The organism is Streptomyces sp. NPDC059785, from assembly GCF_042732375.1.
In the GTDB taxonomy this organism is placed as follows: domain Bacteria; phylum Actinomycetota; class Actinomycetes; order Streptomycetales; family Streptomycetaceae; genus Streptomyces.
Map to the genome: position 1 here is coordinate 50,340 of NZ_JBHWHV010000012.1, position 16,734 is coordinate 67,073.

General features: G+C 68.9%; 13 protein-coding genes and 1 pseudogene. 6 read left to right on the forward strand and 8 right to left on the reverse strand.

Translation table 11 applies throughout. The features are described 5' to 3' along the window. Nucleotides 1-114 precede the first annotated feature (114 nt). Nucleotides 115-762, forward strand: a pseudogene (locus ACFV6E_RS11875) (hypothetical protein); the annotation flags it as partial. A gap of 247 nt (nt 763-1,009) precedes the next feature. On the opposite strand, the gene ACFV6E_RS11880 reads toward ACFV6E_RS11875, so the two are convergent. Beyond that, a complete protein-coding gene (locus ACFV6E_RS11880; RefSeq protein WP_385460853.1) occupies nt 1,010-2,368 on the reverse strand; it encodes a M14 family metallopeptidase in 1,359 nt (452 codons plus the stop codon). A 223-nt stretch (nt 2,369-2,591) separates the two neighbouring features. Here ACFV6E_RS11880 and ACFV6E_RS11885 point away from each other — a divergent pair, with 223 nt between their 5' ends. Next, nucleotides 2,592-3,938: an Nramp family divalent metal transporter gene (locus ACFV6E_RS11885; protein WP_385169004.1), complete on the forward strand. Its 1,347-nt coding sequence runs from the start codon at nt 2,592-2,594 to the stop codon at nt 3,936-3,938. A 25-nt stretch (nt 3,939-3,963) separates the two neighbouring features. Here ACFV6E_RS11885 and ACFV6E_RS11890 read toward each other — a convergent pair whose 3' ends face one another. Both ACFV6E_RS11890 and ACFV6E_RS11895 read right to left on the reverse strand, forming a co-directional pair. Further along, nucleotides 3,964-4,155 (reverse strand): hypothetical protein, encoded by a 192-nt coding sequence (locus ACFV6E_RS11890; protein ID WP_385169001.1) that lies wholly within the window; start codon nt 4,153-4,155, stop codon nt 3,964-3,966. A gap of 9 nt (nt 4,156-4,164) precedes the next feature. Beyond that, nucleotides 4,165-5,016 carry a helix-turn-helix domain-containing protein gene (locus ACFV6E_RS11895; protein ID WP_385168998.1) on the reverse strand — a complete coding sequence of 284 codons (852 nt, stop codon included), beginning with the start codon at nt 5,014-5,016 and terminating at the stop codon, nt 4,165-4,167. Between the two features lie 239 nt (nt 5,017-5,255). Between ACFV6E_RS11895 and ACFV6E_RS11900 the strand changes: the two genes are divergently transcribed. Both ACFV6E_RS11900 and ACFV6E_RS11905 read left to right on the forward strand, forming a co-directional pair. Further along, nucleotides 5,256-5,693 carry an ATP-binding protein gene (locus ACFV6E_RS11900; RefSeq protein WP_385168995.1) on the forward strand — a complete coding sequence of 146 codons (438 nt, stop codon included), beginning with the start codon at nt 5,256-5,258 and terminating at the stop codon, nt 5,691-5,693. 87 nt (nt 5,694-5,780) lie between these two features. Then, complete coding sequence (locus ACFV6E_RS11905; protein WP_385168992.1) at nt 5,781-6,128, forward strand: hypothetical protein; 348 nt, start codon at nt 5,781-5,783, stop codon at nt 6,126-6,128. Nucleotides 6,129-6,239: 111 nt separating this feature from the next. Here ACFV6E_RS11905 and ACFV6E_RS11910 read toward each other — a convergent pair whose 3' ends face one another. Further along, entirely contained in the window at nt 6,240-7,079 is an 840-nt protein-coding gene (locus ACFV6E_RS11910) for a MerR family transcriptional regulator (RefSeq protein ID WP_385460856.1), read from the reverse strand. Between the two features lie 158 nt (nt 7,080-7,237). On the opposite strand from ACFV6E_RS11910, the gene ACFV6E_RS11915 reads away from it, so the two are divergent. Continuing rightward, complete coding sequence (locus ACFV6E_RS11915) at nt 7,238-7,459, forward strand: hypothetical protein (RefSeq protein ID WP_385168987.1); 222 nt, start codon at nt 7,238-7,240, stop codon at nt 7,457-7,459. A 503-nt stretch (nt 7,460-7,962) separates the two neighbouring features. Here ACFV6E_RS11915 and ACFV6E_RS11920 read toward each other — a convergent pair. The 4 genes from ACFV6E_RS11920 to ACFV6E_RS11935 all read right to left on the reverse strand — a co-directional run bounded on the left by ACFV6E_RS11920 (nt 7,963) and on the right by ACFV6E_RS11935 (nt 15,351). After that, nucleotides 7,963-12,450 (reverse strand): DUF6531 domain-containing protein, encoded by a 4,488-nt coding sequence (locus ACFV6E_RS11920; RefSeq protein WP_385460859.1) that lies wholly within the window; start codon nt 12,448-12,450, stop codon nt 7,963-7,965. Between the two features lie 12 nt (nt 12,451-12,462). Continuing rightward, nucleotides 12,463-12,975 (reverse strand): hypothetical protein, encoded by a 513-nt coding sequence (locus ACFV6E_RS11925; RefSeq protein ID WP_385168982.1) that lies wholly within the window; start codon nt 12,973-12,975, stop codon nt 12,463-12,465. Next, on the reverse strand, nt 12,972-13,517 hold the full coding sequence (locus tag ACFV6E_RS11930) for an SseB family protein (protein WP_385460862.1): 546 nt from the start codon (nt 13,515-13,517) through the stop codon (nt 12,972-12,974). Before ACFV6E_RS11930 ends, ACFV6E_RS11925 begins: the two co-directional genes overlap by 4 nt. A 100-nt stretch (nt 13,518-13,617) precedes the next feature. After that, on the reverse strand, nt 13,618-15,351 hold the full coding sequence (locus ACFV6E_RS11935; RefSeq protein ID WP_385460865.1) for a chitinase: 1,734 nt from the start codon (nt 15,349-15,351) through the stop codon (nt 13,618-13,620). 449 nt (nt 15,352-15,800) lie between these two features. Here ACFV6E_RS11935 and ACFV6E_RS11940 point away from each other — a divergent pair, with 449 nt between their 5' ends. After that, a complete protein-coding gene (locus ACFV6E_RS11940; RefSeq protein WP_385168973.1) occupies nt 15,801-16,715 on the forward strand; it encodes a hypothetical protein in 915 nt (304 codons plus the stop codon). Nucleotides 16,716-16,734: the final 19 nt, after the last annotated feature.

Genomic DNA, 16,734 nt, shown 5'->3' on the forward strand with positions numbered 1-16,734 from the left:
CCCGTACGGTCCGTGCGTCCCGTACGGTCCGTATGGGTTGTGCGGGTCGTACGGGCCGCCCGGTGAACAGCCCGACTGGTTCCGGCACAGGAAAGTCGGCCATACTGCTCCGCTGTGGAGCAGCGCATAGGTTCGAGCAGCCAGCCCCTGGAGGGCGCCGGGTTCGACCCGGCCTTCATCCCCGGGCTCACCTCACCCGTGTCCGGAGCACCCGAGGACGCCGAACCGGCGGACGGCGGGGTGGATGACGCGCCCGAAGCGCCGAAGGCGCCCTCCGGTTCGGCGGAGAGCGCCCCCGCCGAGGAGAGCGCTGCCGAGGAGACCGCGGAGGCCGCCGAGAGTGCGGAGGCCGACGCCGAGGATGTCGACGGTCCCGTCTTCGAGGCCGCCGACCGCCGCGCGCGGATCGTCGCCGACCACCGGGGCGTACGGCTCTCCCTCGACGACCAGAAGTGCGAGTTCCGCTGGGACGAGATCGGGGCGGTCGAGACGGAGACGGCGCGGTTCGGCAAGCGGTTCACCGTCACGGTGCACACGCCCGACCGCCGCTGGTACCCGATCGAGGTCGACGCGACGTCCCGCAGCCGCTTCAAGGAGTGGGAGGAGCAGCTCGACGCGGTCCTGGACGCGTACTTCGAGGACGGCGCGGAAGCGGACGAGCCGGAGGAGGCGGACGCGGCCGAGGCGGACGCGGCGGCCGAGGAGGTCGAGGAGGCCACCGAGGCCGACGAGAAGGCTGAAGCCGGTGAGAAGGACGCGGCCGACCAGAAGGACTCCGACACGGCTGACAAGGCCGACACGGCTGACAAGGCCGACACGGCCGACAAGGCCGACAAGGCCGACAAGGCCGACAAGAAGGGCGCGGACGCCGGCCGCAAGGACTCCGTCAAGGAGGACTGACCCCGGGACCCCGGCACCCGGTGGTGCTGCCGATGACGGCGGCACCACCGGGCGGTTCAGCCGGTCAGCCGGTCAGCCGATCAGCCGATCAGCCGTCTCTCCGTCGCGCTCAGCAGTACTGCGCCTCCTTGCCGATGGACCGGTACATGCAGTCGGCGTTCTCCAGGAGCTGGAGCACCGCGTCCCGGTTGCGGGACGTCTCGCGCTCGATGACCTCGTCGGGCGGGTAGAAGCCGCCGCCGGAGCTGGACGTCGGATACATCTCGAAGGTGTAGCCGAAGATCTTCTGGCTGCCCCAGAGGTAGTCGTCGATCGAGCCGTCCGTGATGTACAGGTCGCTGGACTGCTCGGCGGTGTAACCGTTGCTGGCGGCCATCTTGCCGCCGACCGTCGCGAAGGCGTTGCGGTCGTCCGCCGTCATCCCGGTCGTGGTGTCGGAGTACGTGTACCCGAAGGGCCACAGCACCAGTTCGCTGTACGTGTGGAAGTCGATCCCGGCCGTGATCTGCTGCTTCCCGCCGACGACCCGGCCGCGTACGAAGTCGGCGACCACCTTCACCTCGGGCGCCGACTCGGCGGACGCGCCGCGGTAGGTCTCGGACGACGTCGAGCCGGAGGAACCGCCGCAGCAGCCCCACTGGTAGTTCCAGTTGCGGTTCAGGTCCGTGCCGACGTACGACGAACCGCTGTTGGGCTGGCGGTTCTTGCGCCAGGAGCGGTAGGAGCCGGTGGCGATGTCGTACTCGCCGCCGTCCGGGTTGAGGTCCGGGACGAGCCAGATCTCGCGGCCGTTGACCATGCTGGTGACGCGGGAGTCGGAGCCGTAGCCCGCGCCGAGTTCGCGCAGCAGGTAGAGCGCCATCTCGACGGTGAGGTGCTCGCGCGCGTGCTGGTGGAAGGTGAACAGCACCTCGGGCTCGGCCTCGTCCGTCGCCACGTTGTCGCTGACCTTGATCGCGACGATGTCCCGGCCGCCGTACGACTTGCCGATCACGCGCTTGCTCATGATGGCCGGGTAGGCGGCGATGCGCTGGTCGATCTCCGTGTTCATCTCGGCGTAGTTGTGGTACTTCGAGTCGGCCGAGGGGAAGTCGAAGAGCCGGATGCCGTCGGAGCCGGAGGTGCGGTCGGGGGCGGAGCCGAGCAGGCTGACCTCGTACCCCTGTCGGCGCAGCGTCTCGATCTGATCCGCGCGGCCGGAGACGACGACGGTCTCCTCGTCGGCCTCGTCCACGGTGACGCCGGACGCCTGGATCGCCGTACGGGTCACCGGAGTGGTGCTCCGGTGGATCTCGTACTGGCGGATCTGGCGGCCGTCGTCGGACGCGAACGTCCGGGACTGCGCGCCGGTCGCGGTGGCGTCGACGACCGTGGTGGTGAGGGATGTGCCGAGGGCGAGCGCGAGCAGGGTGGCGAGGGCGGCGGTGTGTCTGCCGGTGCCCCTCGCACCTCGGATGCGAAGTCGCATGAATTCTCCTCGTTTCTCCGTAATGTCCGGGGTCTCCGGACGTAGGAACGGAGCTGGGGGGTGGTGGTGTTTCACTGCGACGTGCTCGGTGCGGGTGTGGCGCTGATGTGGCGCTGGTGTGGCGCTCATAGTGAGGCTCTGGCATGAACAGGTCAAGCTTCACTCGGGACAAGCACCGCACGCCCTCTTGTGCCCCCACCCCCTTTACGCTTCCTTGGGCAACATGGCGGAGACAACTGGGAAGTCCGGGAAGCCTGAGGAATCGGTGTCGGGGGAGGCCGACTCGCGCCCCCGCAAGTCCAGTTGGAAGTACATCGGCCCCGGCATCGTCGTCGCCGCGACCGGTGTCGGGGCCGGGGACCTCGTCGCGACCCTCATCGCGGGCAGCAACTTCGGCTACACCCTGCTCTGGGCCGCCGTCATCGGCTGCCTCGTCAAGATCTCCCTCGCCGAGGCGGCCGGCCGCTGGCATCTGTCCACCGGCCGCACCCTCTTCGACGGCTGGGCGAGCCTCGGCCGCTGGACGACGTACTTCTTTGTCGTCTACTCCGTGATCTGGGGTTTCGTCTACGGTGCGGCGGCGATGTCATCGAGCGCGCTGCCCCTTCAGGCACTGTGGCCCGACGCCTTCCCCGCCGACTGGTCGATCAAGCCGTGGGCGATCATCTGCGGGCTCGTCGGCCTGGTCTTCGTCTGGTTCAACAAGTACGCGGTCTTCGAGAAGGTCATGACGGTCCTGGTGGGCGTCATGTTCGTGGTCACGGTCTACCTGGCGATCCGGGTGACCCCGAATCTCGGCGACGCCTTCGCGGGCCTGCTCCCGGTGCTGCCCGACGAGAAGGACTCCGTCCTCAACACGCTCGGCCTGATCGGCGGCGTCGGCGGCACGATCACGCTGGCCGCGTACGGGTACTGGGTCAACGCCAAGGGCTGGACCAACACCGGCTGGATGAAGGTGATGCGCCTGGACAACCGCGTCGCCTACCTCACCACCGGCATCTTCGTCATCGCGATGCTCTTCGTCGGCGCGGAGCTGCTGCACTCGGCGAACGTGGCCATCGCCAGTGGCGACAAGGGCCTGATCCAGCTCACCGACATCCTGGAGGCGGAGTACGGGACGGCGACGGCCAAGTTCTTCCTGATCGGCTTCTTCGCCACGTCGTTCACGTCGCTCATCGGCGTGTGGCACGGGGTGAGCCTGATGTTCGCGGACTTCGTGGAGCGCTACCGGAAGGGCCGGGCGGAGCACCTGACCGGCGAGGATGTGGCGGCGGGCCGCAGGGAACGGAGCTGGCCGTTCCGCGCGTACCTCCTCTGGCTCACCTTCCCGCCCATCGTCCTGCTCTTCCAGGGCCAGCCCTTCCGCCTGGTCATCCTGTACGGAGTCCTGGGCGCGGCGTTCATGCCGTTCCTGGCCCTGACCCTGGTCTGGCTCCTGAACTCGTCCCGGACGCCGGCTGAGTGGCGCAACGGGTGGTTGAGCAACGCGATGCTCGCCGTGGCGGGCCTGCTGTTCCTCGTCCTGTGCGTGAAGCAGATCTGGGACCAGCCGTGGTCGGACTTTTTCTGACGGCCACCGGTGGACGGGGGCGGGCCTAGAGAAGGTGGTCGGCCTTTCCGGCCTTGATGTCGAGGATGAGGGTACGGAGGGCTTCGCGGGTATCGGTGAGGTAGGTGTCCTCGGCCCCGGCTATGGCGATGTAGGCGTTGCCGTCTTGGTCGGTGCCTATGCGGAAGCAAGCCGAGCCTTCGGCACAGAACGGGGCTTCCCATGTGATGTCTGCCATGGAGTCTCCTTAAAGTTGACCGGCGATGTCCTGAATGAAGTCGTACGACTCGTCTGCGGACAGTGAGCGCTCCTCCATCCAGTCGAGATGGGCTCGGTACTTGGACAACTGGGCGTCTTGGTACAGGAATTCCGGACCGTGGGCACTGTCGATCTGTACCGTGTCGAGCTTGGGTGCGGGGCCTTCCATATAGATCACGGTCTGACCCGCGCCGGGGAACGAGCCCGCGTCGAACGGGATGACGCGCAACGTTACGTTGGCCCGTTCGGACATGGCGAGCAAGTGCTCGAGCTGCCTGCGAGCCACCCAACGTCCCCCGAACTGCATGCGCAGTGCCGACTCGTGCAGTATCCCAACGAACTCAGTGGGGTCATCTCCTTCGAGGATCTGCTGGCGCTCCAGGCGGAGGGCCAGCCGTAGGGCAATCTCATGCGCGGGCAGCGGCGGCAGAGCGGCCTTGAAAACAGCCTGTGCATAGTCGCCGCATTGCAGCAGGCCGGGCATATGGATCAGGTGCACGCTGCGCAGCCGCACGGCGTGGTGTTCAAGCTCGGCAATGTCGAGGAGCCCAGCGGGGAGGCTGCCCCGATACCGCTCCCACCAGCCTCGTTCAGTGGGGCCCGCCATCCGGAGCAGGGCGCTGACGTACGCCTCGTCGCTGCAGTCGCAGTTGCAGGCCAAGGTGCGCAGCCGCTCGGCGCTGATGGCGCGTGTGCCGGACTCGATGTTCGAGATCTTCCCCCGATCGACGCCAAGCAGCCCGGCGGCGTACTCCCCGGTCAGCCCGGCGGAGGTGCGCATCCTCCGCACTTCCGCCCCTAGCCGCTTCTGACGCTCTGTCGGAGATGTCCTCGCGGCCATGTGTTCCTTCCTCGGAGCTGGCGGCTCCCATGAATGGTGCTTGTGTTATCTCGACAATAGGGCAACATAACCCCGAGATGGTCTACAGTCGGTAATGCACAAGCTACACACAGCAGTTGGCAGTGCATCGCGTGAGCCTGCCCGAAAGTTCCTTCCCTGGGACGGTGGGCCCGCGTCAAGGGAGACGAGCCACCAGTTGCTGTCGGCAACCCCCACTACTTCACCCGCGAGGGAGCTCCATGCCATTCGTCGTCTCCGCATCCAACTGGGAGTGCCACCTCCGACTCGCCAATGACCGTCGTGCGCCTCGAATCGCACGGAGAACGGTTCACATCGCCCTCACCGACTACAGCTACGTGCGTGGAGTCGCCGATACGGCGGAGCTGCTGACGTCCGAGCTGGTGGCGAACGCCGTGCAGCACTCCGACGGCCCCGTGACCGTCAGGCTCCGCGCCCGCCCCGGAGTCGTACGCGTCGGCGTGATGGACAACCACCCGGAACTGCCCGATCCCTTGCCCTGTACGACGGACCAGGACTTCGGCCGGGGCCTGTTCCTGGTCGAGGCGCTGGCGGACAGGTGGGGCCGTTATCCGCTCGCGTGCCAGGCGAGTGCGGCGGCCGGCTGGAAGGTGGTGTGGTTCGAGCTGGCGGGCACGGCACAGGTCTGCGTGACGTGAGCCGCAAGGGCTGCGCGGCGTCCGACATGGACATACCTCATCGACGCTTCGTAGGCTGCTGGTGCCTGGGAACAGGGAGGGGGCGGAGTGAACGGCAATCCGCTGTACTACTGGGTGATGTTGGTCGTGTCGACGGTGCTCGTGCTGCCGATGGTGGCGGCGCTGCTGACAGGGAAGACGCCGCTGCGAATGCGGAAGCGGCAGGCCGGGATGCGGCTGCGCGCCTACGGCTTCCTGTGCTGGTACGCCCTCGTGCCGCTCAACGGCGTCCCTCGGATCGCCGGGGCCTCCTACGAGACGGTCATGGCCTGTACGGGTGTCAGCTTCGGCTTCCTTGTCGCCGCCGCGGTTCTGCTCCTTCTCGCGGAGCGAAGGGATGCGGCACGCAGGGCATCAGGCGGCCAGGCCGGCACCGTCGAAGCTCGGGAGGCCTGAGTCTTCCTTGGCGCCCGTCGCAGCACTGGCCGCGGTCGGGCAGTCGCACGTCACGGTACCCCGCGACTGCCCGACCGTGGAGCCCGCGTCAGGGGCCGGTGGCCCGGGGCGTCACGGCTTCGTCACCGGCGCCTGCAACTCCGTCACCCAGTCGTCCCGGTTCTCCGGGCACTCCAGGTTGATCTCCCGGGGATACCCGGCCGATTCGTACCCGTTCTCGTCGATCCACAGGGCGAGGGACTGGGCCGTGGGCAGGACAGTGTCCATGGAGCCGCGGTGCACGATGGTCGCCGCGGTGTCGACGGGCGGCAGGTCGAGCACGCGGAAGGCGCCGTCCTGGAGTGGGTCGCTGTCCTGGAGCAGGGCGGCGACCTGGACGGCGGCGTGGACGGTGATCCTCCCGTCGCCCTCCGGGGAGTCCTCGTAGTACGCGACACCGGGGCCGTCGGGCGTGACACCGGCCGCGTCGAGGCGGCGGAACAGCTCCTCGTAGAGCGGGCCGATGACCGGGCTGATGTCCTCGGGCCCGTAACTCGCGGCGGTGGCGGTCAGCTCGGCCACCCGCACCGCCGGGAGCTTCTTGATGACGACGTCGTTCGTGGGCATGTGCCCCTCGCTCTCGATCGATCGGAGCCTCGCCTCGACCTGGACGAGCCGCGCCGCCGCGGCGGCCATAGCGGCTTCCAACTCGGCCCGCCGCAGCCGCAGCATGGCGCGCAGCTCCTCAGTGGTGACCTTCTCGTCCAGGATCTGCTGAACCTGGTGGAGGGTCAGACCGAGGTCTTTGAGCGCGATGATGCGGTTGAGGCGGCCGAGCTGGGCGGCCGTGTAGTAGCGGTAGCCGGTGGCGGGGGCGACGTGGGCCGGCCGCAGCAGTCCGGTGGCGTCGTAATGACGCAGCATCCGGACCGACACGCGACCGTGCCGGGCGAAATCTCCGATGGTGAACATGACGTCTCCGAGTCCATCGCCTGACACGGTGTGAGGGTCAACAAGGCGGCCTGGATCCCGCGGTTCCGTTGGTTCGGCGTTCCTATTCGATCACCCGGTGATTATGGTGAAGCGGTCAGGTGGGGGCGGGAGTCCGCCGCAGTCGACGGGGGTTCGTGATGGTGACGTTGGGCGTGTTCTTCGGGTTGCTCGCGGTCGTGGTGGCGGTGCTCGCCTGGAAAGTGGTCCGACGCGGCAGCGGGCCGACGGAGAACGTCGACGGACTACGCATCGAGGAGGCCCAGCGCTCGGCAGCCGCCAGCGCCCGGGGCTCCTTCAACGCGATCGCCCAGCACAACACGCTTCCCACGATGGGGGACAGCTACCAGGCCAAAGGCTGAACCCGCTGAGGTCTGCGTCCGGCGGTGGGGCCTGACCGGTTTCAGGCCCCAGCTCGGTGCGGGCACGGAATCATCAAGAAGGGCGGTCAGTGATTCCAGGGAGGCTTTCCAGCCATGCTCGATAGAAAGCTTCTTGTTCTTCCACCGTGCCGACTAGGTCTAGTGGGGCGGGCCCCAATGTTTCGACAACAGCATCTGAACTTGTCACCGGTCGCCCTATTTCCCTAATAATTACCTTATGGCCGCCACCCATGTTGATTGCCATGCCTGACGGGTAGCAATCTCTGCGTGAACCGTTGCAGCAAATGCGCATGCCGCGAGGTTCAAGCTGCCTACGAATGTGAATTAGGCAATCCCAGAGGTTGGTTCCCTCTGCGTGGTAGATCTGCTCCGCAGGCGTGGCGAGGGTAATGCTGGCCTCGTCTGCGGTGAGTTCCCACTCCAGTGTGGCGTCCGCGAGGCGTGTTTCGGAGGAGTGAGGTGTGAAGACTTGAATCGAGTGCCTACGAGTCACGAGTATAAACCAGCAATTCGTCGTCTATTTCCCAGAAATCGTCTATTTCCCATGCCCGCAAGATTCTACCGAAGGGGATCTCCCTGCGGAAAGCTATCTCTTTCTCGTAAGGCGTGGGGTGCAGGGGGCCCAGTTCCGTGTTCACGTCTATGCCGCCGGCGGGGGACTCCAATTCATACAGGTAGCCCCCGGGGCGCGTGAAAAGCAGAGCCGAGGCGCTCGATCGTGAGGTGGATATGTGGTCACTAGGCGTGTGATTCACAACGTAATCGTACAGCGAAACGTCGCTTCCCGGGGCGGCGGAGATGAATCCTCCTGATGCCCGCAGGGTGTCTGGCGACCTCATGTCGCCTCTGTAGAGGATCTCCCCTTCCCGTGGGCATGCGTCAGGAGCAAGTCCAAGGTGGTCGAACTTCGTATAAGGATTTCGGATATAAGTAACCGGGTTCGGCGCCGGGGCCAGACCCAAAGGATCCGGAGTGCAGTACCGCGCAGTGTCAGGATCGTAGTAACGGGCGAAGTTGTAATGCAGCCCCGTTTCCGGGTCGAAGTACTGGCCCGGGAAGCGCAGCGGCGTGTACGCCGTGCTGTCCGTGGCCCAAGCCGTTATGCCCCACAGGGTGCTCCGCGTCCGCCACGCGATCTCCCCCCGCTCGTCCACGAGTTCCGTCGGCGTGCCCACCAGGTCCGTGACGATCGCGAAGAAGCGGGAGTCGATCTCCGATTGCGGGGCGTCCGCCGACGTGATGCGTTCCGTCTGGGTGATCGGCCGGAGGCCCTGGTGGTCCCAGGTGAGGGTCACCGGGTGGGGGAGGGACTCCGACCTCGTCGTCTGTTCGCAGAGCGTCGTGCCGTCCCAGGTGAAGTCGACGCGCTCCGTCACCGTTTCGCCGTCCGGCGCCAGGCGGAGTTTCGCCGTGCGGCGGCCCAGCGGGTCGTACGTGTAGCGCCAGCGCGTGCCGTCGGGGGTCGTCACCGACGTCAGGCGGTCCTCCGCGTCCCATTCGTAGCGCCAGGTGTCCGGTTTGCGGGAGAGGCGGGTTCTCTGGCGGACCACTACGCGGCCGAGGGTGTCGTGTTCGTAGCGGACGCGCCCGGCGCGGGTGATGCGAGTCCCGGTGTAAGCCCGCGGCCCCACGGCCTCCTGGCCCGGGTGGTCCGCCGGCCAGGAGGCGGCGACCTGGTTGCCCGCCTCGTCGTACGCGTACGTCTCCGTCCAGTCCGCCGCCCGTACCGCTGTCACCCGGCCCGCCGCGTCCAGGTCGAAGCGGCGGGCGCCGGACAGCGCGTCGTCGATGCCGGTGAGATTGCCGTCGGCGCGGTAGGTGTACGTGCGGTGCTGCACCGGGCGGTCGCCGGGAGAGGCCGTCACCGATTGGGTGGTCAGCCGGCCCGCCGCGTCGAAGGCGTGCTCCAGGGTGATCGCCGAGCTCACCACGCGGGTCAGTTCACGGCCCACCGCGTCGTACGTGAAGTCCAGCGCCCGGCCCGACGCCGTCATGCCGGCGTGCCGGCCCGCCGCGTCGTACGACCAGGTCGTCACCGCACCGGCGGGAGTTCTGCGGGTGGTGCGACGGCCCAGTACGTCGTACGTGTACGACAGTTCCCGGCCCTCGACCGTTTCCGACAGCAGCCGACCGGCGTCGTCCCGGCGCAGTTCGACCGCCGCGTCCGGGCCGGTCACCCCCGTCAGCCGCCCCGCCGCGTCGTACGCGTACGACGTGACCCGCCCCGCCGCGTCCTTGCGCAGCACCTGCCCCAGCGCGTCGCGCTCGAAGGACACCACCTGGCCCAGCGCGTTCGTGCGGGACACCAGGTCGCCCGCCGCGTCGTGCGTGTACGTCAGCGCGCGGTCGTCGAAGTCCGTCTCCGCGAGCAGGCGGCCCGCCGCGTCGTAGGCGTACTCCCACGTCAGACCCTGCGGATTCCGCACCCGCGTCAGGCGAAGCTCCGTGTCGTGCTCGAACTCGTAGCGCACCCCGTCCGGGCCCGTCCGTGCCGTGAGCAGGTCGAAGTGCGTGTACTCGAAGCGCGAGACCGCGCCCATCGGGTCGGTGTGGCTCGTGCAGTTGCCCTCGCCGTCGTACGTCCAGGACTCCGACGTCCCGTCGGGCGCCGTGCGCCGGGTCAGGCGGCCCTCGACCGTCCACTCCAGGTGTGTCACAGCACCCACGGCGTCCGTGAGCGAGACGGGCCGGCCAAAACCGTCCCGCTCGTACCGCGTCGACGCGCCCAGCGGGTCCGTGATCCGTACCGGCAGGCCCGCCCCGTCGTACTCGACTCGCGTCACGTTCCCGAGCGCGTCCGTGACCGCCGTCGCACGGCCGCCCTCGTCGTACGCGAACCGAGTCGTCGCCTCGGCCGCGTCCGTCACCGAGGTGCGGTTGCCGCGCTCGTCGAAGGTCTGCGCGACGCACGCACCGCTCGGGTCCACCACTCGTACAGGCAGGCCCAGTTCGTTGTACTCAGCCGACGCCTGCCCGCCGTCCGGGCGCACCACCCCGGTGAGATCGCCCGCCTCGTCGTACTCGTACGTGGTGATCCGCCCCAGCGGATCCGTACGGGACAGCAGTCTGTTGTAGCGGTCGCGCCTGAAGTACGTGACCGCGCCCAGCGGATCGGTCTCCGCCACCACCTGGCACAGGTCGTTGACCAGGTAGCCGTGGACGTGTCCGCTACCGGTGGTCGCCGTCGTCGTCCGGAGCCGGGTCTCCGGGTCCGGGTCGCCGTACGCGAGGCGCAGCCGCATATGGCCCTCGGTGCCGCCCTCGGCCACGCACCGGTCCCGGCCGTCGTACTCGTAGGTGTAGCCGCGGTCGTTGGTGTCCGTCCAGGACGTGATCCGGCCCGCCTCGTCGTACGAGAACCGCAGGGGCAGGCCGGAGGAGCCCACCACCTCCGTCAGGTCGCCCGCTTCCGAGTAGCCGTAGCGGATCAGTTCGGCGTCGGTGCCTTCCGGGCCCGCCCCGGCCAGATGCAGGGCCGTGATCCGGTGCGCCTCCGTGGTGACGCGCACACGGTAGCCGCCGCTGTGCGTGCATGCGGTCGGCGCGCCCTCACCGTCGTACTCGAACGTGATCCAGTTGCCGTTGCGGTCGTCCAGCTGTTCCAGCAGGGCGTACGACTCGTCCCGCTCGGCGAAGTGCCTGACCCACCCCGCCCGGCGGTCGGTGACCGTCCACTCGCCCCCGGCGACGGCGCGCAGGGGCCACCGGGGGCCGTGGCTGGGCAGAACCTCCTCGTTCCCCTGCGGGCGCGGGTACGCCAGGACGAGCCCGTCCTCCGTGACGAACACGACGCGGTCCCGCTCGAATTCCAGGCGCTGGTCGGCGGTGCTCGACCAGGAAGGCCCGAACCAGCGGCCCGCGCGGTAGCCGGACTCGACGCGCCGCCGGAAGACCAGGGGGAGTGTGCCCGGCAGGGTCACATCCGTCTGAGGCAGGTACATCTTGCCGGTGGCGAGGTCGACGGGGTCGGTGGGATCGGAAGACGCGCGATTGCCGGACTGGCTGTGAGCCGCCGGGCCGTTGCTGTCCAGGTGGTCGCCGCCCGTGCCCAGGCCCGTTTCCCGGCCCAGGGCATTGGGGACGTCCATCTTCCTGGCCAGCGCCGTCCGCCCGTAACTCGCCGCCCCGCCGAGCGCCGCGCTCGTCCCCAGGTACCCCAGCATCCGTACCGGGTCCTTCTGGAAGGCGTCCCACGTGTTGTCGATGCCCTCGCCGAAGGTCACCGCGAAGTCCGCCGGGTGGCGGACCGCCGTGACGCCGCTGTCCAGGACCATGGCGCCGTCGTGGACGTAGGCGTCCGGCTCGAGGAGCAGGCGGGCGGGGTTGACCTCCATCGCGAAGTCGAGCATGTCCGTGCCGGCGGCCTTCGCGCCCGACGCGAACTTCTGCCAGCCGGTCGGCTTCTTCGGCGCCTTCTCGGCGGCCTTGCCCAGACGGCTCTTGGCCGCGCTCGCCGCCTCCTCGACGTTGCCCTGCGCGGCGGTGATCCGCCCGCACAGTTCCTCCATCGCCGTCTTGCCCGGATCGGTCTCGGGCGGCTTGGTGACGCCGCCGGTGTCGCCGGACTTCACCGCCGTGTCGTACTCCGACACCGACGTGGCGTACGCCCGCGCCAGCTCGCGCGCCCGCGGCGCCTCGTGCTCCAGGATGTGCTGGGTCAGGCGCTGGGCGGCGACCAGTACGTCCTTGTAGGCGAGGACCGCGAGGCCCGCCTCGACGAACGCGTCCACCGCGCCGTCGAGTTCCTTCGGCAGGCGCTTCACCGCACCGCGGAACGCCTCGGCCGCCTCGCCCTGCCAGGGGTCGGTGTTCAGGGTGCGCAGCTTCTCCGCGCCCTCGCCGAAGTGCGCCGCCGCGCCCGCGACCTTCTCGATGAGGGTGTCGAGATCGGCGGGTCTTCCCGGGACCCAGTCCTGGACGGTGTCGTTCTCGTCGATCCACATCCGGCGCTTGAACTGCTTGTCCGCCATCGTCCGGCCGCCCTAACCCTGGTCCTGAGGGTCGGTGTCCGAGTGGTCGACGGGTTTGAGTTCCCGGTTCAGGTCGCCCCGGCCGACGGGCCCGAGGTAACGCTTCTGCTCACCCGTGACGCCGTGCTCCTCCAGCCACGTCGACACCGGGTGCTCGTCCTCGTACTTCTTCTGCCGCTCGGCCATCATCGCCTTGTACGCGACCTCGGTGTCCGTGGCGAGGAAGTCGTTGATCGACGCGTGCAGGGCGCCCGTGATCAGCTCCGAGTCGTCGACGATCACACCGAGGCCGTGGCACCACTTGTCCAGGAAGCCGTGCACCGCCTCGGTGACCGTGCCGGAACCGGACTTCTCGAACGTGGTCAGCGACTTGAGCGCCGCCTTCGACCGCTCCTCGCGGATCTTCCGGGCCGCCTCCATCGAGTCGTCCAGCGGCCCGGCGATCGACTTCAGGTACGCCACCTGGTACTTGAACTCACCGCCGTCCGCGCCCTTGGGTATGAGCCAGCCCTGCTTGTCGCTCACGCCGATGCGCTCCTGTCGCGGTCCGGGTCCCCGTACGGGGCGCGGTACAAGATGGTCAGTACGGGGGCGGTGCCGGTCGCCGCTGACGCCAGCCGTACCGAGTGGTCGGCGCCCGGGTCGAGCCACAGGTCCAGGCCCGGCGGCAGCAGACCGAGTACGTCGGCACCCGTCGTCGAGAACCAGGCGCCCGTACCGCCCGCGTACCGGGCGAAGTGCTCCAGCGACGAGAACACCGGGACCAGACGGAGCGGTTCTGCCCGTTCTTCCGAGAGTGTGCCGACGTACGTGGAGATGCTCGACCTGGGCCGCGCGGCAGAACTGCCGGGGGCGTCCACCGTCAGGAAGCCGGGGCTCTCCGGTCGTTCGCAGTACACCCGCGCCGCCAGGAACGCCTCGAAGACGTCCTGCGGGGACGCCGAACCCGCCCGCGCCCGTCGTACGGCGTCCACCAGCGCGTCTGCTGGCGCGCCGGCCGAGGTGTCCGCCGACGCGTCATCCGCCGGGCCGCCCACGCCTCCGGCCCCGCCCTCACTCGTACTCACGTTCCCCAACATCACACACAGCGTGATCGCGACGCAACGCGGCGCCACGCCCGCCGGAATCTCCGGTGGACGTGGCGCCGCGATCAACTCGCAGGCGAGGTCAGAGCCCGTGCACGTGCGGTCCCACCGCGTTGGACCACGCGTTGCCCGCCGACGCGTCCCAGTTCGTGGACCAGGTCATCGCGCCGCGCAGGCCGGGGTATGTCTTCGACGGCTTGAAGGAGCCGCAGCCCGTTCCCTTGGTCAGGCAGTCCAGGGCGTTGTTCACCACGGAGGGCGCCACGTAGCCGCTGCCCGCGCCGCTCGTCGAGGCCGGGAGGCCGAGGCCCACCTGCGACGGGGACAGCCCACCCTCCAGCTGGATGCAGGCCAGGGCCGTGAGGAAGTCGACCGAACCCTGCGAGTACACCTTGCCGTCGCAGCCGAGCATCGAACCGCTGTTGTAGTACTGCATGTTGACGACCGTCAGGATGTCCTTGATGTTCAGGGCCGTCTGGAAGTACGTGTTCGACGTCGACTGCATGTCGATCGTCTGCGGGGCCATCGTGATGATCAGGGACGAGCCCGCCTTCGAGGAGAGCGAGCGCAGCGCCTGCGTCATGTACGTGGCGTTGAGGCCGTTCTCCAGGTCGATGTCGACGCCGTCGAAGCCGTACGTCTGCATCAGGGAGTAGACGGAGTTGGCGAAGTTCGTCGCGGAGGCCGAGTCGCTGATCGACACCGTGCCGTTCTGGCCGCCGATGGAGATGATGACCTTCTTGCCTGCGGCCTGCTTGGCCTTGATGTCGGCCTTGAACTGGTCGACGGTGTAGCCGCCGAGCCCGGCCGAGTCCAGGGTGAACGACACCGCGCCCGGCGTCGACGTCGCGTCCGCGAAGGCCACGGCGATGATGTCGTACTGCGACTGGACGTCGGAGATCTTCTGGACCTGCGCGCCGTTGTTGAAGTTCTGCCAGTAGCCCGTCACCGCGTGGGCCGGCAGCGCGCCCCCGCCGCCGGTGTCGCCGCCCGACGCACTCGTCTTCGCCGTGACCGCCGTCGACTTCGTCGACTCACCGGCCGCGTTCACCGCCGTCACCTGGAACGAGTACGAGGTGGAGGCGGAGAGGCCGGAGACCGTCGCCGACGTGCCCGTCACCGACTGCACCTTCGTGCCGCCCTGGTAGACGTTGTAACCCGTCGCGCCCGACACCGTGTTCCAGGTCAGGTTCGCGGAGGAGGAGGTGGTGGACGCGACCGCCAGGCCCGCGGGGGCGGACGGGACGGTCGGGGCCGGGTCGCCGCCACCGCCGCCGTCGGGGCCGTACACCGAGAGGTCGTCGGCGTAGTAGGCGGCCTGCCCGTACCAGCCGTGCGTGTACACCGTCACCGAGGTGGTGGACGCGCCCGTGGTGAACGTCGTCGTGAGCTGCTTCCAGGACGACGAGTCCGGGGTCCAGGTCGAGACGTCCGTCGTACCGGTGCCGGTCGCGCCGAGGTAGGCGTAACCGCCCTGCACCCAGGCGCTGAGTGTGTAGGTGGAGTTCGGCTTCACCGCCACGGTCTGCGTGCACTTGGCGTTGTCCTGGCCGGCGGGCGTGGCCTTGAGCGCGGCCGAACCGCCGTGCACGGGCGAGGAGACCGTCGCGCCGCTGCCCGCGGAACACGTCCAGTTGCCGAGCGCGGACTCGAAGCCGCCGTTCTTGACGTTGTTCACGTCCGCGGCGCTGGCCTCGGTGGCCAGACCGGTGAGGGTGAGGGCGGACGCCCCGAGCGCGGTGGCGAGCACTCCGGCCCAGGTGCGGCCGGCGCGGCCGGTGCGGCCCGCACGTCTGCGGCGGGGCGGTCTGGGCATGCCTGTTACGCGGTCCACTGGTGCCTCCGGTGGGGAGAGGGGGGAGGGGGAGGGGGAGGGAGAAGGAGGGGGGACGGGGAGGTTGCGGAACGGTGGCCACCGCTGGGCGTGCAACGTGGTCCTAACGTGGTCCAGACCAATCACCTTGTCAAGACCTCTGCGGTCACCGCACAGCCGCGGTCGGTATCAACGTCCGTGCGGTGCAGGCCAGTTGGCGTTCAGCACGGATCACGCTGTGTCGATCATGCCCGTACCTTCCGTTAGTGGATCTCGGGAAGTCGGTGTTGAGCGGGGCACGCCGTGGATATGGTGCAGATGCAGAGCCACGTCACAGCGAGGGCCGGCGAGTATCCGTGGCCATCAGTGGCGGTCGTGGTGAAACAGGTGAACCAGGAGCGATCCGGGGCGGGCCGACCGCCCCGCCTCCCGTGAACGGGGTGGTGTTCAGCGTGCCGACCGCGATAGCCGTCACCAGTCCCGATCTGGTGCTCCCGCCGCACGACCGGCAGACCCCGCCCGCCGTCGTCCAGCCGCTGGACACCCTTGAATCCTCCCTCACCGGCATGCACGCGCTGATCGAGCAGCACGGGTACGTCATCTCGCTCTACCCGGCCGCCGCGGCGGGTGACGTCAGCCGCCGGCTGCACACCGTCCGCTCGGTGCTGGAGAGCGACCGCATCGCGGTGCTCGGCGTCGACCTGCCGCCCCTCGGACTCGCCCTGCTGGCCCAGCAGTTGCGCCAGCTCTCGGTCTGCGACTTCAGCCCAGGCGTGCTCGCCTCCGCCGCGCGGCTGCTCGCCCACTACATCTACGCCGGTGCCCTGCTCGGCTCCGTCGCCAAGCTCGACCGGGTCCCGGTGTCCCTGAAGTCCCACGCCAAGTCGTGGGTGCCGGGCGCGCAGTTCGCGGTGCTCGCCAACCCGCGGCCGCAGCTCGTCCGGATCGGCCAGCAGGAGGAGCTCGCCGGACCCGAGTTCGGCACCCGGCTGCTCGTCGCCGGGGAGCAGCCGCCCTCCGACTGGGTCACCGGCACGCTCGGCCCCGCCTGGCGGGTCCAGGGCGTCGCGACCGTGCCGCTGCCCGCCGAGTCGCCGCGCTGGTGGGGGACGGCACGGCTCGCCGAGTTCGCCGCCGGGCTGCACGACGTCTCCGTGCTCTACCAGCTCGTCTCCTCCGTCCGGCGCGAGGAGTGCCACTGGTGCGGGCTCGAACTCATCGGTGACCGCTGCGGGTTCTGCGCCGCGCCGCTCCCCCCGCCCCCGCCGCTTCCGCCTCACCCTTCCCTTTCTCCGTCTTCGGAGCTTCCGGCCACCGCCGTGCGGGCAGCATCCTCACGGCGCGCACTACCCCCGGGCGCCACCTGAGTCACCCGAGTCACACCCC